Source organism: Variovorax sp. GW821-FHT09D04, from assembly GCF_059416405.1.
In genome coordinates this window covers 425,736-446,237 of sequence record NZ_JBWKPA010000004.1, presented here as the reverse complement: position 1 = coordinate 446,237, position 20,502 = coordinate 425,736, and the positions used below count along the sequence as shown (strand labels likewise).

Here is a 20,502-nt window from a genome sequence, read left to right as displayed (position 1 = left end):
TGTCTCCTGGATGGGGTTAGCGGGGCTTGAGCGTGAAAGGCAGCGTGTCGGCGTGCAGCGCGTCGGCCAGTGCGGCGCGGTGCTTGAGCACGGCGCGCTGGTTGATGGAGCCCTTGTCGGTCACTTCGCCCTTGTCGATCGAGGGCGACTCGGCCATCAGGTGCAGCCGCGCGATGCGGTTGGCGCTGCCGGTGGCGCCGGCCGCGAGCGTGTCAACCACCTGCTGGAAATGCGCCTGCACCGGCGCGCTTTCGAGCACCTGCTGCAGCGGGGCGTCGCCGGGCAAATCGCAGAGCTGGCGCACCTTCTGCGTAGTGAAGATCAGCGCGCCGACTTCCTTCAGGTTGATGCCCGTGAGCACCGCGTCCTGCACGTAGGGCGAGCCGGCCGCGATGATCTTCGCGCGCAGCGGACCCACGCTCACGAAGGTGCCGGTGGCGAGCTTGAAGTCTTCGGCGATGCGGCCGTCGAAGCGCAGGCCGCGATGGATGTCGTGGTCGTCGATCCACTTCACCGCGTCGCCGGTGGAGAAGAAGCCTTCGTCGTCGAAGGCCTCGGCCGTGGCCTCGGGCGCGCGCCAGTAGCCGGGCGTGATGTTGGGGCCGCGGTAGCGCACCTCGGTCTTGCCGTCGACCTCGATCAGCTTGAGCTCGATGCCGGCGGCCGGCAGGCCCACGTCGCCCGACTTCACGTCGGGGCCGGTCACGTACAGCGCGAAGGGGCCCGACTCGGTCATGCCCAGGCCGGTGCCCATCACGATGCGCTCGCCGACTTCCGACTCCTGCGTGCGGTGCAGGCTGTCCCACACGGGCTGCGCGAGCGCGGCACCCGAGTAGAAGAACATCTTCACGCGCGACAGCAGGTTGCGGCGCAGCACGGCGTCGCTTTCCATCGCGTTGGCGATGGCCTCGAAGCCGGTGGGCACGTTGAAGTAGATGGTGGGCGCGACTTCGCGCAGGTTGCGCAGCGTCTCGGCCATGCCGGCGGGCGTGGGCTTGCCGTCGTCGATGAACAGCGTGCCGCCGTTGTCCAGCACGATGCCCACGTTGTGGTTGCCGCCGAAGGTGTGGTTCCAGGGCAGCCAGTCGACCAGCACGGGCGGCTCGTCGCCCAGGGCGGGAATCGACTGGCGCAGCTGCTGCTGGTTGGCGCACCACATGCGGTGCGTGTTGATCACCGCCTTGGGCATCTTGGTCGAGCCCGAGGTGAAGAGGAACTTGGTGATGGTGTCGGGGCCGGTGGCCTGCATCGCCGCGTCGATGGCGGGCGTGGCCGGCGTGGCGGCAAGCACGTCGAAGCGCGTGGTGGTGCGGCCTTCGAGCGTGCCTTCGGCGAGCACGACCTCGGTGCCGGCCGGCACGGTGGCCGCGATGGCCTTGGCGAAGCGCGCGGCGTCGGCGGCGAACACCAGGCCGGGCGTGAGCGTGTCGATGACGTGGCGCAGCTTGTCGTAGTCCTGGCTCACGATCGCATAGGGCGGCGACACGGGGCAGTAGGGCACGCCCGCGTAGAGGCAGCCCAGCGCGAGCAGCGCGTGTTCGATGCCGTTCTCGCTGAGGATCACGACCGGGCGCTCGGCATTCAGGCCGCGATCGAGCAGGGCCTGTCCGATGCCGCGCGCTTCTTCCAGCGCCTGCGCGTAGCTCACGCGCAGCCAGTCGCCGGTGCGGCCGTCGGGCAGGCGCTCGCGGCGCGCGATGAAGGTGCGATCGGGCGCCACCTGCGCCCAGTGCGCGAGCCGGTCGGTCATGCGCTCGCGGTAGGCCTGCAGCGGCGTCTCGGCCGTGAGGTAGCGCGTGCCCGGCGCGCCGTCGCGCAGCACCGCGCGCGTCACGCCGAAGGCCAGCGGGCGGTAGCGGACGGCGGTCATCCCTTGCTCACCTTGGCGCCGCGACCTTCGAGGAAGTCGCGCACGCGTGCCTTGGCCTCGGGCGCGGCCTGGACGATGCCCGACATCAGCGCTTCGGTGAAGAAGCCGTGGTCGGCCGATTGCTCGGAGATGCGCGGCAGCGCGTGCATCAGCGCGTAGTTGGTGAGCGGCGCGTTGGTGGCGATGCGCTTGGCAAGCTCCAGGGCCTTGTCGAAGGCGGTGCCTTCGTCGACCAGGTACTGCGCGAAGTTGGCGCGCTCGCCGTCTTCGGCGTTGTAGACGCGGCCGGTCATCATCATGTCGGTCATGCGGGCCACGCCGATCAGCTTGGGAATGCGCACCGAACCGCCGCCGCCCACGAAGATGCCGCGCGAGCCTTCGGGCAGCGCGTAGAAGGTGGAGCGGTCGGCCACGCGGATGTGGCAGGCGCTGGCCAGCTCGAGCCCGCCGCCGACCACCGCGCCGTGCAGCGCCGCCACCACCGGCACCGGGCCGTGCTGGATCAGGTCGAGCGCGCTGTGCCACAGGCGCGAGTGCTGCATGCCCTGGCCGGCGTCGCGCTCCTTGAGCTCGCTCAGGTCCAGGCCGGCGCAGAAATGCGGGCCCTCGCCGTCGAGCACGGCCGCGCGCACGGTGGCGGGCAGCGTCTCGAAGGTGTCGCGCAGCGCGAGGATCAGGCCGTCGGACAGCGCGTTGCGCTTGGCGCCGCGCGTGAGACGAACGATGGCGACGTCGTCGCGGATGTCGAGGTGGAGGTCTGGATTGGTCATGATGGTGTTCGGGGTTGCGTTGGATTATGGTTATGAGAAATAATCAATTCAAGGCATTGGAGCCTCCCGAAACCTAGGGACTTACCCGAACCGGAGACAACGACATGGACCCACGGAACCTGATCGCGATCGACATCCACACCCACGCCGAAGTGAGTTGCTGGAACCCTTTCGACAACTACGGCGAGGAATACGACCGCGCGGCCGACAAGTTCTTCGGCTCGAACCGCCGCCCCACCATCGCCGAGAGCGTGGCGTACTACCGTGAAAGGAAGATCGGGCTGGTGATGTTCATGGTCGACGCCGAGTCGAACATGGGCCGCCGGCGCATCCCGAACGAGGAGATCGCCGAGGCCGCGCAGCAGAACAGCGACATCATGATTGCCTTCGGCAGCGTCGATCCGCACAAGGGAAAGATGGGCGCGCGCGAGGCGCGCCGGCTCATCGAGGAGCACGGCGTGAAGGGCTTCAAGTTCCACCCCACCGTGCAGGGCTACCACCCCTACGACCGCATGGCCTGGCCGATCTACGAGGTGATCGCCGAGTACAAGCTGCCGGCCATCTTCCACACCGGCCACAGCGGCATCGGCTCGGGCATGCGCTGCGGCGGCGGCCTGCGGCTCGAATACAGCAACCCGATGCACCTGGACGACGTGGCCATCGACTTCCCCGACATGCAGATCGTCATGGCCCACCCCAGCTTCCCCTGGCAGGACGAGGCGCTGAGCGTGGCCACGCACAAGCCCAACGTGTGGATCGACCTGTCGGGCTGGAGCCCCAAGTACTTTCCGAAGCAGCTGGTGCAGTACGCCAACACGCTGCTGAAAGATCGCGTGCTGTTCGGCAGCGACTACCCGCTGATCACGCCCGACCGCTGGATGAAGGACTTCGAGGCCGCCGGCTTCAAGCCCGAGGTGATGCCCGGCATCCTCAAGGACAACGCGGTGCGCCTGCTGGGGCTCGGAACCCCGGCGGCCTGAGGCTCAGGCGGCGCGCGGCGCCGCCTCGTTCCAGTGCGGCTCCCACAGCGCCGCGCCGCGCTCGAACACGGCGGCCAGCTCCTTCTTGCGCCGCTGCGCCACCGCGGTGATCAAGGCATTGCAGACCGACAGCGCCGCCGTGTACGAATCGAAGGGCGAGGCGCTGGAGGTGCGCACCAGCAGCAGGTGATCGGCCGAGGCCGCCGCGGGCGCCGTGGGGCTGTCGGTGACCATGACGACCTTCGCGCCCTTCTCGCGGAAGTAGGCCGCCGTGCGCGCGATCGCGAGCGAGTGGCGGCGGAAGGTGAGCGTGAGCAGCAGGTCGTTGTCGTCGATGCGCAGCAGCTGGTCTTCGAGCGGCAGCGCGCCCGCGCCGCCCAGCAGCCGCACGTCGGGCAGGCACAGGTTCAGGTTCAGTGCGAGGTGGCTGGCCAGCGGCAGGCCGTTGCGCTGGCCGAGCACGTGCACGCGCACCTTGCGCTGCGTGAGCAGCTTCACCGCCGCCTCGAACGCGCCCACGTCGAGCGCCGCGAAGGTGGCGGCCAGGTTGTGCTGGTCGTGCAGCAGCGCGTTGTCCAGGCAGCTGCGCACGGAGGTGTCGTCGCCGATGACCGCGTCGGCGCGCGTGGCGGGCGAGGCCAGCAGGGCGGTGACTTCGGCGCGCGCCTCCATCTGCGCCTGGGCGTAGCTCTCGTAGCCCAGCTTGGCGAGCAGCCGCACCACGGTCGAGGCGCTGGTGCCCACCTTTCTTGCAAGGCTCGTTGCAGATTCGAGCAGCCCCTGCGGGTGGTGCGCCTGCAATTCCTCGATGAGGCGTCGCTCGCTTTTCGTGAGCTTCTTGCCGTAGCCCGAGATGCGCTGGTTCAGGCTGGGGGCGGCGGGGGTGTCTGCGTGCGGCATCGGAGAAACCTCATGTTTGCAACGAGTATTGCAAAAATTAGACCTCCTTGCAAAAATGAATGCACGATTTCGGCCGGACCTGTCCGCCCGATTGCCCGCTTCTTCTGCAGAAAGACCTTGCCATGCGTTCCACCACCCCCGCCGTGCCCGCCCTGCGTCGGCGCGAGATCCTCGGCGCCGGCCTGACGGCGGCGCTGCTGCCCCTGTCCGCGCGCGCCCAGGCCTTTCCGGCCCGTCCGGTCACGCTGGTGGTGCCGTTCCCGGCCGGCGGCTCGGTCGACCTGATCGCGCGGCTGTACGCCGAGCCGCTGTCGAAGGCGCTGGGCACGCCGGTGGTCATCGACAACCGCGCCGGCGCCGGCGGCTCCATCGCCAGCGCCCAAGTGGCGCGCGCCAAGCCCGACGGCTACACGCTCGTGGTGTCGTCGCAGAGCTCGCACCTGGCCAACCCGCTGACGCAGGCCAACCCGGGCTACGACCCGATCAAGGATTTCCTGTCGATCAGCCAGCTCGCGCGCTCCATCAACGTGCTGCTGGTGAACCCGGCCGTGCCCGCCAAGACCTTCAAGGAGTTCGTGGCGCTGGTGAAGTCGCGCCCGGGCGAGCTCAACTTCTGCAGCGCCGGGCCGGGCAGCATGGGCCAGCTCAACGTGGAGCTGATGAAGTCGCAGTTGCAGCTCAACGCCACGCACGTGCCCTACCGCGGCGGCGGCCCGCTGGTGACCGCGCTGATCTCCAACGAAGTGCAGTTCGGCCTGGACAACCTCGCGCCCTTCCTGCCGCACATCCAGGCCGGCAAGCTGCGCGCGCTGGCCGTGGCTTCGCCCACGCGCGTCGCGGCGCTGCCCGACGTGCCGACCTTCACCGAACTGGGCTACCCGGTGCTGAACACCACCTCGTGGATTGGCCTGGCCGCGCCCGCGAAGACGCCGCCCGAGGTCATCGCCGCGCTGCACAAGGCCGTGCGCACGGTGGCCGAGCAGCCGGCGATGGTCGAGGCGCTGCTGGCGCGCGGCTCGCTCGCGCCCGAGGCGCAGTCGCCCGCGCAGTTCACGGCCATGATGTCGGAGCGGCTCGCGCTGTACGGCGAGATGGTCAAGCGCGCCGGCATCCGCGGCGAGTGAGCGGGCGGCTGGTTCCATGACGCAGACACTGCCGACCTTCGCTCCCGACACCGCACCGCTGGAGGTGCTGCCGCGCGACCTCTCGGCCTACCGCCAGGGCAACACCGGCATCGACTACGTGCACCGCTTCGCGTCCGGCAAGCCGGGCCCGCACGTGCTCGTCAACGCGCTCACGCACGGCAACGAGATCTGCGGCATGGTCGCGGCCACGCACCTGCTCGACACCGGCGTGCGCCCGAAGATCGGCACGCTCACCGTGAGCTTCGCGAACGTCGAGGCCTACGAGGCCTTCGACATCGACCGGCCCTACGAGAACCGCCAGCTGGTGCACAACCTGAACCGCATCTGGTCGCCCGAGCTGCTCGACGGCACCGGAGACAGCCCTGAGCTGCGCCGCGCGCGCGAGCTGCGGCCGGTGCTCGATGTGGCCGACTACGTGCTGGACATCCATTCCACGCGCGCCCCCGTGCAGCCCTTCTGGGTCTACCCGGAGTTCGAACGCAATGCAGGCTTGGCGCAGGCCGTCGGCGGCCCGGCGGTGCACCTCGTGATGCCCGTGGGCGCCGCGCCCGGCACGGGCGTCACGGCGTATGGCCGGCACGGCGAGCCGGGCATCGACGGCGGCGCGGTGGTGGTCGAGTGCGGACAGCACTTCGCGCAGCCGGCGGCCGATCTGGCCACGGATGTGTCGCTGCGCTTTTTGGCGCACCTCGGGCTCGTCGACCCGGTGCCGCGCGTGCCGGTGGCCGCGCGCCGCTTCCGGCTGCTCGAGGTCCACATGGTCACGTCGGACGACTTCGCCTTCGTGCGGCCCGTGCTCGGCTTCGAGACCTTCGACCAGGGCGCACTGATCGCGGTGCAGGCCGGGCGCGAGATCCGCTCGCCCTGCGACGGCTGCACGATCTTCATGCCGACCCGTGCGCCGGTGATCGGCCGCGAGGGCGTGTACCTGACCGTGCCGGTTTGACCCCGGGCCTCAGGGCGCCTTCGCGTCGCCCGTTGGCTCGTCTTCGCCGAGCCGGTCCCAGTCCTGGCCCGAGCGCAGTTTGCGCTCCTCGCGCTCGCGCGCCATCTGTTCCTCGAACTGCTGGCGGCCCGCCTTGTTGGCGGCGATCAGCTTGGCGCGGTCCTTGTAGTGCGGGTAGATCTCGTCGCTGAGCTTGAGGTTTCGCTGGCGGAAACGCATCGACGCCTCGCGCGCCTCGGCCGCCGGCCAGCCCAGCGCCTCCAGCGCCGAGCGCGCGCTGCGCAGCGACGACTCGAACACCTCGCGCTCGATGTCCTGCACACCGCGGTCGCGCAGCTGGAACAGGTGGGTCACGTTGCGTGCGCGCGCAATGATGCGCGCCTGCGGAAAGTTCTCGCGCACCAGGTCGACGATGTCCAGCGACTGCTCGATGTCGTCCACCGCCACCACGATGGCGCGCGCCGTGCCGGCGCCCGCGGTGCGCAGCAGGTCCAGCCGCGTGGCGTCGCCGTAGAACACCCGGAAGCCGAACTGGCGCAGGCCTTCGACGGTGTCGGCGTCGTGGTCGAGCACCGTCACGCGCAGGCCCTGCGACATCAGCAGGCGACCGACGATCTGGCCGTAGCGCCCGAAGCCGCAGATCAGCACCTTGGCGTCCTGCTGCTCCGAAATCTCTTCGAGCTGCGGCCCGCCCGCGTGGCTGTAGCGCGGCAGCACGAACTTGTCGAGCAGCACCAGCAGGAGCGGCGACAGCAGCATCGACAGCGCCACCGCTCCGATCAGCAGCGAGGTGGTCTGCGGCGGCAGCACGTCGGGCCCGGCGGCCTGGAACACCACGAAGGCGAACTCGCCGCCCTGCGCCAGCAGCAGCGTGAACACCGGCCGCTCCTGGTAGGCCAGGCCCATGGCCTTGGCCAGCGCGTAGATCACCACCAGCTTGATGACCAGGAAGCTCACGACCAGCAAGGCCATGATGCCCGGGTTGGCCAGCAGCACGCCGAAGTTGATCGACATGCCCACCGCGATGAAGAACAGCCCGAGCAGCAGGCCCTTGAAGGGCTCGATGTCGGTCTCGAGCTCGCGCCGGTACTCGCTCTCGGCCAGCAGCACGCCGGCAAGGAAGGCGCCCAGCGCCATCGACAGTCCGACGAACTGCATCAGCGCCGCGATGGCCACCACCAGCAGCAGCGCGGCGGCGGTGAAGATCTCGGGCGTGTCGCTGCGCGCGATCCAGCGCAGGATGGGGCGCAGCAGCAGCCGGCCGCCAAGGATGATGCCGGCGATCACGCCGACGATCTTCAGCGCCTCGAGCGCGCGGTCCAGCCCGCTCACGGCCTGCTCGGCCGCGGTGGCGCCGGCCAGCAGCGGCAGCAGCGCGAGGATCGGGATCGCCGCCACGTCCTGGAACAGCAGGATCGAGAAACCGGCCTGGCCGCTGGGCGTCTTCAGCAGGTTGCGTTCGCCGAACACCTGCAGCGCGATGGCAGTGGACGACAGCGCCAGCCCGAGCGCGGCCACCAGCGCCACGCGCCACGGCGCGCCCACGGCCCAGCCGACGGCGAACAGCACCGCCGCGCAGCTGAGCACCTGCGCCGACCCCCACCCGAAGATCGGGCGGCGCAGGCTCCACAGGCGCTTGGGCTCGAGTTCGAGGCCCACGAGGAAGAGCATCAGCACCACGCCGAACTCGGCGAAATGCAGCACGTCCTCGACGCTGGACACGAGGCCCAGGCCCCAGGGGCCGATGGCGATGCCGGCCACGAGGTAGCCGATGATCGAGCCCAGGCCCAGGGCCTTGGACAGCGGCACCACCAGCACGGCGGCGCTCAGGTAGATCAGGCTGCTGGTCAGCCAGGCGGGTGCGTGTTCCATGCTCAGGCCGCCTTGTGGGTGCTGCTGCCGTTGGCGACGGCCAGGCCGTGCGTCATCGCGCTGTGGAACGCGCCGGCCATCACCTGGCCCACGTCGTCGGATTCGGCGGGGCGGTCGGTCTCGGGCACCGGGCAGGCGATGCAGGCATCGAGCTCGTCCATCTCCGGCCAGACCGGGTAGCTTTCCAGGCGCTGCACGAACACCTCGACGTGCGCGGCCACCTCGGCCTCGCTGGCGCGGCGCGCGCCGTGCAGCAACAGCGGCGGCAAGAAGCGCATGCCGCACAGCGCGGCGGTCTGCTCGTAGGGCGGCAGGAAGGCGTCGAAGAAGTAGCGGTTGTAGCTTTGCGGGTGGTAGCTCGGCTCGGGGCCGCCGGTGGTGGCGACCAGCCAGCAGTCCTTGCCCTGCAGGGCCGTGCCGCCGGGGCCATAGGCCCAGCCGTAGCCCAGCACGTCGTCGACCCAGAGCTTCTGCAGCGGCGGCATCGAATACCACTGGATCGGGTGCAGCAGCACCACGAGGTCCGCGCGCGCCAGCCGCTCGCGCTCGGCCTCGACGTCGATGGCGAAATCGGGGTAGCTGCCGTACAGGTCGTTCACGTCGGCGCCGGGCACGCGCTGGGCCGCGGCGAACAGCCGGCGGTTCACGCGCGAATCGCGCCAGTGGGGGTGGGCCGCCAGCACATAGATGCTGCTGGCGGGGTTCTCCGCGGATGTTGTTGTCGTCATGTGGCGAACATAACGCAGACGGCCCGCCGTCGCCGACGCGCAACCCGGGGCGACTACCATCCAGCCCTGTTCCCGTTCTGGAGGAGATCCTCATGCCGGTGGTTCTGGTCGCCAATCCCAAGGGAGGCGTGGGCAAGTCGACGATTGCAACGAACATTGCGGGCTACTTCGCGAGCCGCGGCCATGCCGTGATGCTCGGCGACGTGGACCGCCAGCAGTCTTCGCGGCTGTGGCTCGGCCTGCGCCCGCCGCAGGCCCGCCCCATCGCCACCTGGGAAGCCACCGGCGACAGCACCGTGGTGCGCCCGCCGCGCGGCACCACCCACGCGGTGCTCGACACGCCGGCCGGCCTGCACGGCTGGCGCTTCAAGGAGGTGCTGGCGCTGGCCGACCGCGTGATCGTGCCGCTGCAGCCGAGCATCTTCGACATCTACGCCACGCGCGATTTCCTCGACCGCCTGCTGGAAAGCCGCCGCGCCGAGAAGACCCGCATCGGCCTGGTCGGCATGCGCGTGAACGCCCGCACGCTGGCGGCCGACCGGCTGCACGAGTTCATCGCCGGCCTGGGCGTGCCCGTGCTGGGCGAGCTGCGCGACACGCAGAACTACGTGCAGCTGGCCGCGCGCGGGCTCACGCTGTTCGACATTGCGCCGGGGCGCGTGCAGCGCGACCTGGACCAGTGGGCGCCGATCTGCGAATGGCTCGACGCCTGAACTGATCCCCCGGATTTCCCTGAATCCCGGTTGTCGCAAGTCCGACAGCCAGCCTTGTGCCCTTGGCACCAGAATGCCCCGCATGACCAAAAAGACATTCCAGACCCTTCAGGATCTCGCCGCCTGCGTCGGCCAGGAAGTCGCCGTGAGCGACTGGATTTCCGTGACGCAGCAGCAGGTCAACCAGTTCGCCGAGGCGACGGGCGACCACCAGTGGATCCACGTCGATGTGGAGCGGGCCAAGTCCGGCCCCTTCGGCGCGCCGATCGCGCACGGGTTTCTCACCTTGTCGCTGCTGCCGAAGTTCTTCGAGACCGCCATCGACGTGGTCGAGTCGCGCATGGGTGTGAACTACGGCCTGAACCGCGTGCGCTTCATGTCGCCGGTGCCGGTGGGCCAGCGCCTGCGCGCGCGCATGAAGCTGCTGAGCGCCGAGCCGATTCCCAACAACGGCCTGCAGATGACCTGGGAAACCACCATCGAACTCGAAGGCGCCGCCAAGCCGGCGTGCGTCGCCGAGTCGGTGGTGCGCCGTTTTCCCTGAGCGGACTTTTTCTTCTTCTCTTTGCTTACATCCGGCGGTTGGTGACTTCGCCGTAGGTGGCGGCACCCTGCCGGGTGATGCCGACGGCGCTCGCGCGCACCGCTGCACGGTCGACGTTGCCGGCGGTCGGGCGGGCCACGCCGGTGCCGCCGTTGCTGATCTGCAGCGGCTGCAGGGCTTGCTGCTGGACCTGGGCGCGCGTCAGCGACGACTGGAAGGGCGCGGGCGGCAGCGGGTTCTGCTCGCCCTGGAAGGCATGGGCGCCGCCGGCGCAGGCGAGGGCGGCGAGGGTGATGAGGCGCAGAGTGGTGTGCATGGCGGGACTCCTTGGCAGTCAGCGTTGAGGGGGCGGATGCCGGTGCGAATCACCGGCATGCCTTCCCATACGCCGCGCGGTGCCGATCGGATGTGCCCCTGCCGTGCGAAGGGCCGTCAGGCGAAACCGTTCTGCCGCCAGGCCTCGAACACCGTGACCGCCACCGCGTTCGACAGATTCAGGCTGCGCTGGCCGGCGCGCATCGGCAGCCGCAGGCGCTGCGCTTCGGCAAAGCCGTCGCGGATCGGCGGCGGCAGGCCGGCGGTTTCCGAGCCGAACACCAGCCAGTCGCCGGGCTGGAAGCGCACGTCGTGCACGGCGCGGGTGCCGCGCGTGGTCAGCGCGAACATGCGGTCGGCCGGCGGCTGCTGCGTGGCCAGCAGCGCGGCCCAGTCGGCGTGGCGCTTGACCTCGGCGTACTCGTGGTAGTCGAGCCCGGCGCGGCGCAGCAGGCGGTCGTCCATCGAAAAGCCGAGCGGCTCCACCAGGTGCAGCGTGCAGCCGGTGTTGGCCGCGAGCCGGATCACGTTGCCGGTGTTCGGCGGAATTTCAGGGTGGACCAGGACGATATGGAACATGCGCCGATTGTCGCGGGCGCCGCCGGTGGGTTCAGCGCGGCGGATCGGTCCGCGCCAGCACCACGCCGGTGATGTGCGCCGCGCCGGCCAGGCGCAAGGTGGCGGCCGCGGCGAACAGCGAGGCGCCGCTGGTCATCACGTCGTCCACCAGCACCACGCGCCGCCCCCGCAGGCCGTCGGCGCGCAGCGGTTCCACGGCGAAGGCGCCGCGCAGGTTGCGCAGCCGGTCGGCGCGCGGCAGGCCGCTCTGCGCGGGCGTGTCGCGCGTGCGCAGCAGCAGGGTGGCGTCGGTCTTGGCCGGTGCCAGCCGGCGCGCGAGCTCGTGCGCCTGGTTGAAGCCGCGCTCGCCCAGTCGGCCGGGCGCCAGCGGCATCGGCAGCACGAGGTCGCACTGTTCCAGCGCCGGCTCCACCCACGGCGCGCTGCGCAGCAGGGTGGCCAGCGGGCCGGCCCAACCCGCCTCGCCGCGGAATTTGAACTGGGCGATGCAGTCGGGCCACGGCCAGGCGTAGGTGCAGGCGGCGAGGCAGGCATCGAGCGGCGGCGGGTGTTTGATGCATTCGCCGCAGCGCGCCACGCCCTCGGGCATCGGCAGGGCGCAGCCGCCGCAGCGCGGGGTCGGCGGCGCGAAGCGGGCCACGCAGGCGTCGCACACGCGCTGCGCCGGCCAGGCGCGGCAGACCTCGCACTGGCTGGGCAGCCGCGCGAGCAGCGAGGTGAAAGGCCTCAGGGCCCGGCGGTTGTGCATGCCTCAATATACTCACGGCCCCATGGCCACCGACCCCGCAAGAAGACCGCCGACCATCGATCCCACGGCGGCCGACCGCTGGCGCCGGCTCGCGCCCGCCGAGGGCTCGCCCTGGCTGCACGAGGAAATCGGCCGCCGGATGGAAGACCGGCTGCAATGGATCAAGGCCCAGCCCCGCACCTGGGCCGACTGGTCGCCGCTGCGCGGCGGCCTCGAGGCCCACGCGCTGCTGGCCCGCCGCTACCGCGACGCCGAAGCCTTCGTCATCGAATCCGAACCCGCATTGGCCGACCGGACCGGCGAGGCGCTGACCGCCCCCTGGTGGAGCGCGCGCCGCTGGCAGGGCGGCAAGGCCCGCTTCGACGCAACGCCCGAAGACGGCGTGGACCTGCTGTGGGCCAACATGTCGCTGCACATGGCGGCCGACCCCGAGGCGCTCATCGCGCAGTGGCACCGGCTGGTCGCGACCAACGGCTTCCTGATGTTCTCCTGCCTCGGCCCGGACACGGTGCGCGAGCTGCGCGCCCTGCACGCCCGGCTCGGCTGGCCCGCCGCCGGCCATGAATACACCGACATGCACGACTGGGGCGACATGCTCGTGCACGCCGGCTTCGCCGAGCCCGTGATGGACATGGAGCGCATCGTGCTCACCTGGGCCACCCCCGAGGCCGCCCTGGCCGAGCTGCGCACGCTGGGGCGCAACCTGCATCCGGCGCGCTTCCCCGCACTGCGCGGCAAGGCCTGGCACCGCGCGCTCAAGCAGGCCCTGCCCGAGCTGGCGCCGGCCGCGGAAGGCGAGGGCCGCATCGCGCTGACCTTCGAGGTCATCTACGGCCACGCCTTCAAGCCGACGCCGCGCGTCGCGCTGTCGCCCGAGAGTGCGGTCTCGCTGCGCGAGATGCGATCGATGCTCCAGCGCGGCCGCCCTGGCGCCTGAGCGACCCGGCAGCCCTCATTCGGTGCGCGGGCCCCGCGCTCTACCCGCTACAATCCGCCGTTGCGTGAAACTCGCGGGTATTGTCCCGTGATCGAGGGGTGTCGGATCCTGTTTGTACGAGGGGTTTGGCCACCATCGACGCACCGATTTGCTGAACTCGCCCGTGTCGAATTCCGTGTTTCGTTTTGCCACCGTCTCAGGCCAGAACATCCACTGGTTCCTGAAACGCAATTGCTCGGTGACGCCGAGCCAGCTGGGCTGGCTCTACGCCTCGCTGTGCGTGGTATCTCTGGGAACGGGCATGGTGTTCTGGCTGCACGGTGCGCCGCTGGTATTGCCATTCGCCTGGCTCGAACTGGCCGCGGTGGGCTTTGCGTTCATGATGTACGCGCGGCATGCCACCGATGGCGAACGGATCGCGCTGCAGGGCGGACGCCTCGTCGTGGAGCTCGAGAACGGTGGGCACTACGAACGCACGGAATTTCTTCCGCACCAGGTGCGGATCGAACCGCAGACCGGCGATCGTTCGCTGATCGAGGTCTCGGGGCAAGGTCGATCGGTCAGGGTGGGGCGCTATGTACGCCCGGAGTTGCGAGCCGCACTGGCGCGCGAGATTCGCATGGCGTTGCGTGGCGCCTGAGGGGGCTCGCGCGGTGCTGCACGGTTGGGTTTTCGAAAAATTGAAGAAACGTGAACACGATGAAGAGCATTTGGCGCAATAAGTACAGGCCGGCGAATCTGTTGCTGGCGGCCGGCGCGGCGTTCAGCAACGCGGCGCACGCAGTCAACGATCTGCCCGGCGGCCCCGCGGTGCGCCAGCTGAATCTTCCGGTCGGCGTGACCAAGATCGCGCAGGAGCAGCATCTGCTCCACACGATCATGATGATCATCTGCACGGTCATCTTCGTCGCCGTGTTCGCGGTGATGTTCTATTCCATCTGGAAGCACCGCAAGTCGGTGGGCCACAAGGCCGCGAACTTCCATGAGTCGGTGGTGGTCGAGGTCATCTGGACCATCGTGCCCTTCCTCATCGTGATCGTGATGGCGCTGCCCGCCACCAAGGTGCTCGTGGCCCAGAAGGACACCACGAACGCCGACCTCACGATCAAGACCACGGGCTACCAGTGGAAGTGGGGCTACGACTACCTGAACGGCGAAGGCGAGGGCCTGGCCTTCATCTCCACGCTCGACAGCTCGCAGCGCGCCATGTCCGACGCCGGTGCCAAGGGCGCCATGCCCGACGACTACCTGCTCAAGGTCGACAACCCGATGGTCGTGCCGGTGCAGAAGAAGGTCCGCATCATCACCACCGCGAACGACGTGATCCACGCCTTCGCCGTGCCGCAGCTGGGCCTCAAGCAGGACGCCATTCCCGGCTTCGTGCGCGACACCTGGTTCCGCGCCGAGACCGTGGGCGACTACTACGGCCAGTGCCAGGAACTGTGCGGCAAGGAACACGCCTACATGCCGATCCACGTGAAGGTGCTGTCGGCTGCCGACTACACCGCCTGGGTCGCCACCAAGCGCAAGGAAGCCGCAGCCAAGCTCGACGACCCGACCAAGGTCTGGACGCTGCCCGACATGCTGGCACGCGGCGAGAAGGTCTACGCCGCCAACTGCGCGGCCTGCCACCAGGCCAACGGCAAGGGCGCAGGCCCGATCAAGCCGCTCGACGGCGCAGCCAAGGTGACCGATTCCGACCACAAGGTGCAGCTGCTGGTGCTGCTCAACGGCCAGAACAACGGTGCCATGCCTGCCTGGAAGCAGCTGAGCGACACCGACCTCGCGGCCGTGGCCACGTACACCAAGAACAGCTGGTCGAACAAGACGGGCCAGCTGGTGCAACCGGCTGAAGTGCTGGCCCTGCGCGGCAAGTGATCCGACGGCGCCCCGCGAAGAAGAAATTGCAAGGAACAACGACATGAGCGCAGTCCTCGACCCCCACGGTCACGCCCCCGGCGGCCACGCACACGACGACCATCACGATCACCACGCGCCCACCGGCTGGCGCCGTTGGGTGTTCGCGACCAACCACAAGGACATCGGCACGCTCTACCTGCTGTTCAGCTTCACGATGCTGATGATCGGCGGCGTGCTCGCTCTGCTGATCCGCGCCGAGCTGTTCCAGCCCGGCCTGCAGATGGTGAACCCCGAACTGTTCAACCAGTTCACCACCATGCACGGCCTGATCATGGTGTTCGGCGCCATCATGCCGGCCTTCGTGGGCTTCGCGAACTGGATGATCCCGCTGCAGATCGGCGCATCCGACATGGCGTTCGCGCGCATGAACAACTTCAGCTTCTGGCTGCTGATCCCGGCGGCCATCATGCTGGCGGGTTCGTTCTTCATGCCCGGCGGCGCGCCCGCGGCCGGCTGGACGCTGTACGCCCCGCTCACGCTGCAGATGGGCCCCTCGATGGACGCCGGCATCTTCGCGATGCACATCATGGGCGCCTCGTCGATCATGGGTTCGATCAACATCATCGTCACCATCCTGAACATGCGCGCCCCCGGCATGACGCTGATGAAGATGCCGATGTTCTGCTGGACCTGGCTCATCACCGCCTACCTGCTGATCGCCGTGATGCCCGTGCTCGCAGGCGCCATCACGATGACGCTGACCGACCGCCACTTCGGCACCAGCTTCTTCAACCCCGCCGGCGGCGGTGACCCGGTGATGTACCAGCACATCTTCTGGTTCTTCGGCCACCCCGAGGTCTACATCATGATCTTGCCGGCCTTCGGCATCATCAGCCAGGTGGTCCCGGCCTTCGCCCGCAAGAAGCTCTTCGGTTACGCCTCGATGGTGTACGCCACCTCGTCGATCGCCATCCTGTCGTTCATCGTGTGGGCCCACCACATGTTCACGACCGGCATGCCGCTCACGGGCCAGCTGTTCTTCATGTACGCGACCATGCTGATCGCCGTGCCCACGGCCGTGAAGATCTTCAACTGGATCGCCACGATGTGGCAGGGCTCGATGACCTTCGAGACGCCCATGCTGTTCGCGGTCGGCTTCATCTTCGTGTTCACGATGGGCGGCTTCACCGGCCTGATCCTCGCGGTCGCGCCGATCGACACGCAGCTGCAGGACACGTATTACGTGGTGGCCCACTTCCACTACGTGCTGGTGGCCGGCTCGCTGTTCGCCATGTTCTCGGGCTTCTACTACTGGGCGCCCAAGTGGACAGGCGTGATGTACAACGAAACGCGCGGCAAGGTCCACTTCTGGTGGTCGCTGATCTCGTTCAACGTCACCTTCTTCCCGATGCACTTCCTGGGTCTGGCCGGCATGCCGCGTCGCTATGCCGACTACCCCATGCAGTTCGCCGACTTCAACGCCATCGCTTCGGTGGGTGCGTTCTTCTTCGGCTTCGCGCAGGTCTACTTCTTCCTGTTCATCGTGCTGCCTTCGATGCGCGGCAAGGGTGAAGCAGCGGCTCAGAAGCCCTGGGAAGCGGCCGAAGGCCTCGAGTGGGAAGTGCCGTCGCCGGCCCCGTTCCACACCTTCGAGAACCCGCCCAAGCTTGACGTGACCGCCACCAAGGTGATCGGCTGATCACCCGCGCTCACCGCACAAGCACCACGACCGCACGACGATGACGACGCCCGAACAAAGAAAGAACAACCGACGCATGGGGCTCACGCTGGCCTCCATCGCGGTGATCTTCTTCATCGGCTTCATCGTCCGCATGGTCTGGTTCAGCGGTCGCTGACCGCGCCGCATCGCACCCCCCGAACGGAAGCAACAGCATGAGCCTCGGTCAACGCATTCGCCGCGCCAATGTCCGCATGGTCGGCAAGCTGGCCGTCGTGACCTGCGGCATGTTCGCCTTCGGCTATGCGCTGGTGCCGATGTACCGCGCCATCTGCGAGATGACCGGCATCAACATCCTCGCGCTCTCCGAGCTCCAGGTGCCGGGCGGTGCCAGCGGCGCCAAGAACGTGCGCGTGCCGGACAACACGCAGGTCGACATGACCCGCACGATCAAGGTCGAGTTCGACTCCAACGTGCGCGGTGGCCTGTGGGACTTCAAGCCGGCCGAGCGCTTCATCGAAGTGCACCCGGGCCAGCTGAACACGGTGATGTACGAGTTCCAGAACACGCAGAATCGCCGCATGGCCGCGCAGGCCATCCCGAGCTACGCACCGCAGCAGGCCGCGGCGCATTTCAACAAGCTCGAGTGCTTCTGCTTCAACCAGTACACGCTCGATGCGGGCGAAAAGAAGCAGTGGCCGGTCGCCTTCGTGATCGATCCGAAGATCTCGAAGGACGTCAAGACCATCACGCTGTCGTACACCTTCTTCGAGGTGGGCGGCAAGACGCCTCCGGCCCCGGTGGCCGCCGTTTCGCATGCTGTCGCCGATGAGCCGCGCTCGTGACCTCGCCGTTGCCGCCCGAAGCCCCGCGCCGCAAGCCCACGCTGTGGGACACGATGAAGGCGGTGGGCTGGTCGTTCTTCGGGGTGCGCCGCAACAGCGCCTACAAGGAAGACCTGGGCAAGCTCAATCCGCTGCACGTCATCGTGGTGGCGTTTGCCGCAGTGATCGTCTTCGTGGTCGGGCTGGTGCTGCTGGTGCGGCATGTGGTCGCGGCCGCCTGAGCGCTGCCTGCTGAGCCGAAGATAAGAAACCACGATCTCCAGAATCATTGAATCGAGAGAAGAAAGAAAGCCAGGAGCTGATATGAGTTCAACCACCCACGGCACCACGCCCTACTACTTCGTGCCCGGACCCTCGGCCTACCCGGTCGTGTCCGCGATCGGCTTGTTCTTCGTGATCCTCGGCGCGGGGCAATGGATCAACAGCCACCAGTGGGGCGCCTGGTCGCTGCTGCTGGGCATGGTGATCTGGCTCGGCACGCTCTTCGTGTGGTTCCGCGCCGCCGTCGGCGAGAGCGAGAGCGGCCAGTACGGCCACAAGATCGACCTCTCGTACCGCTGGAGCATGAGCTGGTTCATCTTCTCGGAAGTGATGTTCTTCGGCGCCTTCTTCACGGCGCTGTGGTGGGCCCGCACCCACGCGCTGCCGACGCTCGGCAGCCTGGACAACGCGATCCTCTGGCCCGACTTCAAGGCCGTGTGGCCCAGCGTCGCCGCCGGCGTGACCGGTTCGCCGGCCGGCATCATCGAGCCCTTCCAGACCGTCGGCCCGTTCTGGCTGCCGACCATCAACACCGCGCTGCTGCTGAGCTCGGGCGTGACGCTGACCATCGCCCACCACGCGCTGCGCGCCGACCACCGCGCACAGTGCATCCGTTTCATGTGGCTCACCGTGCTGCTGGGCGTGATCTTCCTGGGCGTGCAGGGCTACGAGTACTTCCACCTGTACACCGAACTGAACCTCAAGCTCAGCTCGGGCACCTACGGCTCGACCTTCTTCATGCTGACCGGCTTCCACGGCCTGCACGTGTTCATCGGCATGCTGATGCTGCTGTTCATCACGCTGCGCCTGCAGAAGGGCCATTTCACCGCCGAGCGTCACTTCGGCTTCGAAGGCGCCGCCTGGTACTGGCACTTCGTGGACGTCGTCTGGCTGGGTCTCTACGTGCTGGTCTATTGGCTTTGAGCGAGAAACCTCACGGCATTCCAGAAAAAAGGCGCCGTAAGGCGCCTTTTTCATGGTTCTCGTGGAACGAGCACCATCTGTTACTTCCCGAGCGGGAGCCCGGTGGGCTGGATGTAGCCGAGTTTCCAGGCCAGCAGCATGCACAGGAACAAAAAGACCGACAGGCCGATCCGAAAGGTGAGGGCGCGGGCCATGCCGCCGCGCTTGTTCTGCCCGTCGCGACCGTCCTTCAGCATGAAGTAGAGCGCGAAAGCGAGGCTCGCGAAGATGCCCAGAAAGATCAGGGCGACGAAATATTTCATGACCCGCATTATCGGCCGCACGCCCCGTCCGCTCCAGTGACCCCCGAGCCTCTCGTTTCCTCTGCCACGCCGCGCCGCCGCGCGAGCCGGGGCCGTTTCCTGGTCGTCACGCTGGCGGCCGTGCTGGCGCTGGCGGCCACCGTGTCGCTGGGCCGCTGGCAGCTGTCGCGCGCCGCGCAGAAAGAAGCGCTGCAGGCCCGCATCGATGCGCAGAAGCTGAAAGCCCCGCTGTCGCAGGCCGAGTTCCTGGCGCTGGGCGAAGCAGCCGGCGAGATGCACCGGCCGGTGCGCCTGCGCGGCCTGTGGCTCACGGCGCAGACGGTCTACCTGGACAACCGCCAGATGCACGGCACGCCGGGCTTCTACGTGCTGACGCCATTCGCGCTCGAGGGCAGCGAGCAGGCCGTGATGGTCCAGCGAGGCTGGGTGCAGCGCAATTTCGTCGACCGCACGCAACTCGGCGTGGTCGAGACGCCGCCCGGCATCGTCGAACTCACGGCGCTGATCGAGCCGCCGCCGAGCCATCTATTCGAACTCGGCGCGAAGACTGCGGCCGCACCGGCACCCGCGGCATCGGCCGCCGCGCCGGCCCCTTCGGCTGCCGGCGCCAGCGCTCCGGCACCGGGCATTCAGGGGTCTTCCCCCATCCGGCAAAATCTCGACCTGGAGGCATTCCGCGGCGAGACCCAACTGCCGCTGCGCACCGACGTGTCGCTGCAGCAGAGCGGGCCGGCGTCCGAGGGCCTGCAGCGCGACTGGCCGGCCCCGGCGTTGGGCCTGGAGAGGCACTACGGTTACGCATTCCAGTGGTTCGGCCTGTCGGTCCTCGTTGTCATCCTCTATGTCTGGTTCCAATTCATCTCCCCCTTCCGGCGCGCGCGGCGCCGCTCACGCGATGGCCGCGGCCTCTGACGAGCCGCTGGGCCTGACCGTGCACTCGATGCCGTCGCCGGGCCAGGCGCTGGACGAGGCCGAGAACCGCCGCACGGTCCACGGGCGCTGGAAGATGATCGCCGTGCTGCTGATGTGCGCGGCGCCCGTCATCGCCTCGTACTTCACCTACTACGTGATCCGGCCCGAGGGCCGCAGCGTGTACGGCGAGCTGATCGATCCGCAACGCGAGATGCCCCGCCTCACGGCAACCGACCGCAGCGGCGCGCCGGTCGAGCTGGCCACGCTCAAGGGCCAGTGGCTGCTGGTGGCGGTGGCCGACGCGGCCTGCGACGCGCTGTGCGAGCAGCAGCTGTACCTGCAGCGCCAGCTGCGCGAGAGCCTGGGCCGCGAGAAAGACCGCCTGGACCGCGTCTGGCTCGTGAGCGACGCGGCGCCCGTGCCCGAGCGCCTGACCAACGGCCTGCACGGCGCGACCGTGCTGCGCGTGCCGGCCGACCAACTCGCCCGTTGGCTCGCGCCCGTGCAAGGGCACGCGCTGTCCGAGCACCTCTACGTGGTCGATCCGATGGGCAACTGGATGATGCGTTTCCCGGCCCGCATGGACGCCGCCGGCGCGAGCCGCGCCAAGCGCGACATCGACCGCCTGCTGCGCGCCTCGTCGTCGTGGGACGAAGCGGGCCGCTGAGCCCGC

The 20,502-nt window shown here is 68.7% G+C and carries 24 protein-coding genes; 15 read left to right on the top strand and 9 right to left on the bottom strand.

The window, feature by feature from the left end; all coding sequences use genetic code 11:
* Window positions 1-16: 16 nt before the first annotated feature.
* Both AC07O4_RS16435 and AC07O4_RS16430 read right to left on the bottom strand, forming a co-directional pair.
* Window positions 17-1,870, bottom strand: a complete 1,854-nt coding sequence (locus AC07O4_RS16435; RefSeq protein ID WP_495305114.1) for a feruloyl-CoA synthase — start codon at window positions 1,868-1,870, stop codon at window positions 17-19.
* Window positions 1,867-2,640: a crotonase/enoyl-CoA hydratase family protein gene (locus AC07O4_RS16430; protein WP_062479508.1), complete on the bottom strand. Its 774-nt coding sequence runs from the start codon at window positions 2,638-2,640 to the stop codon at window positions 1,867-1,869. Before AC07O4_RS16430 ends, AC07O4_RS16435 begins: the two co-directional genes overlap by 4 nt.
* A gap of 104 nt (window positions 2,641-2,744) precedes the next feature.
* Between AC07O4_RS16430 and AC07O4_RS16425 the strand changes: the two genes are divergently transcribed.
* Window positions 2,745-3,620, top strand: coding sequence for an amidohydrolase family protein (locus AC07O4_RS16425; protein ID WP_062479505.1), 876 nt, complete (start codon window positions 2,745-2,747; stop codon window positions 3,618-3,620).
* A gap of 3 nt (window positions 3,621-3,623) precedes the next feature.
* On the opposite strand, the gene AC07O4_RS16420 is transcribed toward AC07O4_RS16425, so the two are convergent.
* A complete protein-coding gene (locus AC07O4_RS16420) occupies window positions 3,624-4,520 on the bottom strand; it encodes a MurR/RpiR family transcriptional regulator (RefSeq protein WP_159275422.1) in 897 nt (298 codons plus the stop codon).
* Between the two features lie 122 nt (window positions 4,521-4,642).
* Here AC07O4_RS16420 and AC07O4_RS16415 point away from each other — a divergent pair, with 122 nt between their 5' ends.
* Window positions 4,643-5,644 (top strand): Bug family tripartite tricarboxylate transporter substrate binding protein, encoded by a 1,002-nt coding sequence (locus AC07O4_RS16415; protein WP_495305113.1) that lies wholly within the window; start codon window positions 4,643-4,645, stop codon window positions 5,642-5,644.
* Between the two features lie 16 nt (window positions 5,645-5,660).
* Complete coding sequence (locus AC07O4_RS16410) at window positions 5,661-6,611, top strand: M14 family metallopeptidase (protein WP_495305112.1); 951 nt, start codon at window positions 5,661-5,663, stop codon at window positions 6,609-6,611.
* Between the two features lie 9 nt (window positions 6,612-6,620).
* Here the strand turns inward: AC07O4_RS16410 and kefC are convergent, their stop codons facing one another.
* Together kefC and kefF are read right to left on the bottom strand one after the other, a co-directional pair.
* The gene (gene kefC / locus AC07O4_RS16405; RefSeq protein WP_495305111.1) at window positions 6,621-8,483 is read right to left on the bottom strand and encodes a glutathione-regulated potassium-efflux system protein KefC; all 1,863 of its coding nucleotides are present in this window, start codon (window positions 8,481-8,483) and stop codon (window positions 6,621-6,623) included.
* A 2-nt stretch (window positions 8,484-8,485) separates the two neighbouring features.
* Window positions 8,486-9,211 carry a glutathione-regulated potassium-efflux system oxidoreductase KefF gene (gene kefF, locus AC07O4_RS16400; protein ID WP_495305110.1) on the bottom strand — a complete coding sequence of 242 codons (726 nt, stop codon included), beginning with the start codon at window positions 9,209-9,211 and terminating at the stop codon, window positions 8,486-8,488.
* Between the two features lie 92 nt (window positions 9,212-9,303).
* On the opposite strand from kefF, the gene AC07O4_RS16395 reads away from it, so the two are divergent.
* Together AC07O4_RS16395 and AC07O4_RS16390 are read left to right on the top strand one after the other, a co-directional pair.
* Complete coding sequence (locus AC07O4_RS16395) at window positions 9,304-9,924, top strand: nucleotide-binding protein (RefSeq protein ID WP_070061962.1); 621 nt, start codon at window positions 9,304-9,306, stop codon at window positions 9,922-9,924.
* Window positions 9,925-9,997: 73 nt separating this feature from the next.
* Complete coding sequence (locus AC07O4_RS16390) at window positions 9,998-10,468, top strand: MaoC family dehydratase (RefSeq protein WP_062479484.1); 471 nt, start codon at window positions 9,998-10,000, stop codon at window positions 10,466-10,468.
* A 25-nt stretch (window positions 10,469-10,493) separates the two neighbouring features.
* Here AC07O4_RS16390 and AC07O4_RS16385 read toward each other — a convergent pair whose 3' ends face one another.
* From AC07O4_RS16385 to AC07O4_RS16375, 3 genes are all read right to left on the bottom strand, one after another.
* Window positions 10,494-10,784, bottom strand: coding sequence for a DUF4148 domain-containing protein (locus AC07O4_RS16385; protein WP_495305109.1), 291 nt, complete (start codon window positions 10,782-10,784; stop codon window positions 10,494-10,496).
* 116 nt (window positions 10,785-10,900) lie between these two features.
* The gene (gene trmL / locus AC07O4_RS16380; RefSeq protein WP_495305108.1) at window positions 10,901-11,362 is read right to left on the bottom strand and encodes a tRNA (uridine(34)/cytosine(34)/5-carboxymethylaminomethyluridine(34)-2'-O)-methyltransferase TrmL; all 462 of its coding nucleotides are present in this window, start codon (window positions 11,360-11,362) and stop codon (window positions 10,901-10,903) included.
* Window positions 11,363-11,393: 31 nt separating this feature from the next.
* Entirely contained in the window at window positions 11,394-12,110 is a 717-nt protein-coding gene (locus AC07O4_RS16375) for a ComF family protein (RefSeq protein WP_495305107.1), read from the bottom strand.
* A 22-nt stretch (window positions 12,111-12,132) separates the two neighbouring features.
* Here AC07O4_RS16375 and AC07O4_RS16370 point away from each other — a divergent pair, with 22 nt between their 5' ends.
* The 8 genes from AC07O4_RS16370 to AC07O4_RS16335 all read left to right on the top strand — a co-directional run bounded on the left by AC07O4_RS16370 (window position 12,133) and on the right by AC07O4_RS16335 (window position 18,615).
* On the top strand, window positions 12,133-13,047 hold the full coding sequence (locus tag AC07O4_RS16370) for a class I SAM-dependent methyltransferase (RefSeq protein WP_062481352.1): 915 nt from the start codon (window positions 12,133-12,135) through the stop codon (window positions 13,045-13,047).
* Window positions 13,048-13,210: 163 nt separating this feature from the next.
* Entirely contained in the window at window positions 13,211-13,687 is a 477-nt protein-coding gene (locus AC07O4_RS16365; RefSeq protein ID WP_056578078.1) for a DUF2244 domain-containing protein, read from the top strand.
* A 59-nt stretch (window positions 13,688-13,746) separates the two neighbouring features.
* Window positions 13,747-14,925 (top strand): cytochrome c oxidase subunit II, encoded by a 1,179-nt coding sequence (coxB, locus tag AC07O4_RS16360; protein ID WP_062481354.1) that lies wholly within the window; start codon window positions 13,747-13,749, stop codon window positions 14,923-14,925.
* Between the two features lie 43 nt (window positions 14,926-14,968).
* On the top strand, window positions 14,969-16,606 hold the full coding sequence (gene ctaD / locus AC07O4_RS16355; protein WP_062481356.1) for a cytochrome c oxidase subunit I: 1,638 nt from the start codon (window positions 14,969-14,971) through the stop codon (window positions 16,604-16,606).
* A 40-nt stretch (window positions 16,607-16,646) separates the two neighbouring features.
* The gene (locus AC07O4_RS16350; protein ID WP_217493469.1) at window positions 16,647-16,763 is read left to right on the top strand and encodes a cytochrome oxidase small assembly protein; all 117 of its coding nucleotides are present in this window, start codon (window positions 16,647-16,649) and stop codon (window positions 16,761-16,763) included.
* A gap of 37 nt (window positions 16,764-16,800) precedes the next feature.
* A complete protein-coding gene (locus AC07O4_RS16345) occupies window positions 16,801-17,430 on the top strand; it encodes a cytochrome c oxidase assembly protein (RefSeq protein ID WP_056577955.1) in 630 nt (209 codons plus the stop codon).
* A 53-nt stretch (window positions 17,431-17,483) separates the two neighbouring features.
* Complete coding sequence (locus tag AC07O4_RS16340) at window positions 17,484-17,651, top strand: DUF2970 domain-containing protein (protein WP_082818316.1); 168 nt, start codon at window positions 17,484-17,486, stop codon at window positions 17,649-17,651.
* A gap of 82 nt (window positions 17,652-17,733) precedes the next feature.
* Window positions 17,734-18,615, top strand: coding sequence for a cytochrome c oxidase subunit 3 (locus AC07O4_RS16335; protein WP_062481365.1), 882 nt, complete (start codon window positions 17,734-17,736; stop codon window positions 18,613-18,615).
* Between the two features lie 80 nt (window positions 18,616-18,695).
* On the opposite strand, the gene AC07O4_RS16330 is transcribed toward AC07O4_RS16335, so the two are convergent.
* Complete coding sequence (locus tag AC07O4_RS16330; RefSeq protein ID WP_062481367.1) at window positions 18,696-18,926, bottom strand: twin transmembrane helix small protein; 231 nt, start codon at window positions 18,924-18,926, stop codon at window positions 18,696-18,698.
* A 27-nt stretch (window positions 18,927-18,953) separates the two neighbouring features.
* Here AC07O4_RS16330 and AC07O4_RS16325 point away from each other — a divergent pair, with 27 nt between their 5' ends.
* Both AC07O4_RS16325 and AC07O4_RS16320 read left to right on the top strand, forming a co-directional pair.
* Window positions 18,954-19,829 carry an SURF1 family protein gene (locus tag AC07O4_RS16325; protein WP_495305106.1) on the top strand — a complete coding sequence of 292 codons (876 nt, stop codon included), beginning with the start codon at window positions 18,954-18,956 and terminating at the stop codon, window positions 19,827-19,829.
* Window positions 19,813-20,496, top strand: a complete 684-nt coding sequence (locus AC07O4_RS16320) for a redox-active disulfide-containing membrane protein (protein ID WP_062481371.1) — start codon at window positions 19,813-19,815, stop codon at window positions 20,494-20,496. The genes AC07O4_RS16325 and AC07O4_RS16320 overlap by 17 nt, the downstream gene beginning before the upstream one ends.
* Window positions 20,497-20,502 lie beyond the last annotated feature (6 nt).

Bases quoted from the DNA above. Each gene is read 5' to 3' on its own strand.
- AC07O4_RS16375 (WP_495305107.1), bottom strand. From the start codon at position 12,110: ATGCACAACCGCCGGGCCCTGAGGCCTTTCACCTCGCTGCTCGCGCGG.
- AC07O4_RS16395 (WP_070061962.1), top strand. From the start codon at position 9,304: ATGCCGGTGGTTCTGGTCGCCAATCCCAAGGGAGGCGTGGGCAAGTCG.
- AC07O4_RS16340 (WP_082818316.1), top strand. From the start codon at position 17,484: ATGAAGGCGGTGGGCTGGTCGTTCTTCGGGGTGCGCCGCAACAGCGCC.
- kefF (WP_495305110.1), bottom strand. From the start codon at position 9,211: ATGACGACAACAACATCCGCGGAGAACCCCGCCAGCAGCATCTATGTG.
- AC07O4_RS16320 (WP_062481371.1), top strand. From the start codon at position 19,813: ATGGCCGCGGCCTCTGACGAGCCGCTGGGCCTGACCGTGCACTCGATG.
- AC07O4_RS16425 (WP_062479505.1), top strand. From the start codon at position 2,745: ATGGACCCACGGAACCTGATCGCGATCGACATCCACACCCACGCCGAA.
- AC07O4_RS16350 (WP_217493469.1), top strand. From the start codon at position 16,647: ATGACGACGCCCGAACAAAGAAAGAACAACCGACGCATGGGGCTCACG.
- AC07O4_RS16370 (WP_062481352.1), top strand. From the start codon at position 12,133: ATGGCCACCGACCCCGCAAGAAGACCGCCGACCATCGATCCCACGGCG.
- ctaD (WP_062481356.1), top strand. From the start codon at position 14,969: ATGAGCGCAGTCCTCGACCCCCACGGTCACGCCCCCGGCGGCCACGCA.
- kefC (WP_495305111.1), bottom strand. From the start codon at position 8,483: ATGGAACACGCACCCGCCTGGCTGACCAGCAGCCTGATCTACCTGAGC.
- AC07O4_RS16415 (WP_495305113.1), top strand. From the start codon at position 4,643: ATGCGTTCCACCACCCCCGCCGTGCCCGCCCTGCGTCGGCGCGAGATC.
- AC07O4_RS16330 (WP_062481367.1), bottom strand. From the start codon at position 18,926: ATGCGGGTCATGAAATATTTCGTCGCCCTGATCTTTCTGGGCATCTTC.
- AC07O4_RS16390 (WP_062479484.1), top strand. From the start codon at position 9,998: ATGCCCCGCATGACCAAAAAGACATTCCAGACCCTTCAGGATCTCGCC.
- trmL (WP_495305108.1), bottom strand. From the start codon at position 11,362: ATGTTCCATATCGTCCTGGTCCACCCTGAAATTCCGCCGAACACCGGC.
- coxB (WP_062481354.1), top strand. From the start codon at position 13,747: ATGAAGAGCATTTGGCGCAATAAGTACAGGCCGGCGAATCTGTTGCTG.
- AC07O4_RS16335 (WP_062481365.1), top strand. From the start codon at position 17,734: ATGAGTTCAACCACCCACGGCACCACGCCCTACTACTTCGTGCCCGGA.
- AC07O4_RS16430 (WP_062479508.1), bottom strand. From the start codon at position 2,640: ATGACCAATCCAGACCTCCACCTCGACATCCGCGACGACGTCGCCATC.
- AC07O4_RS16385 (WP_495305109.1), bottom strand. From the start codon at position 10,784: ATGCACACCACTCTGCGCCTCATCACCCTCGCCGCCCTCGCCTGCGCC.
- AC07O4_RS16345 (WP_056577955.1), top strand. From the start codon at position 16,801: ATGAGCCTCGGTCAACGCATTCGCCGCGCCAATGTCCGCATGGTCGGC.
- AC07O4_RS16435 (WP_495305114.1), bottom strand. From the start codon at position 1,870: ATGACCGCCGTCCGCTACCGCCCGCTGGCCTTCGGCGTGACGCGCGCG.
- AC07O4_RS16420 (WP_159275422.1), bottom strand. From the start codon at position 4,520: ATGCCGCACGCAGACACCCCCGCCGCCCCCAGCCTGAACCAGCGCATC.
- AC07O4_RS16410 (WP_495305112.1), top strand. From the start codon at position 5,661: ATGACGCAGACACTGCCGACCTTCGCTCCCGACACCGCACCGCTGGAG.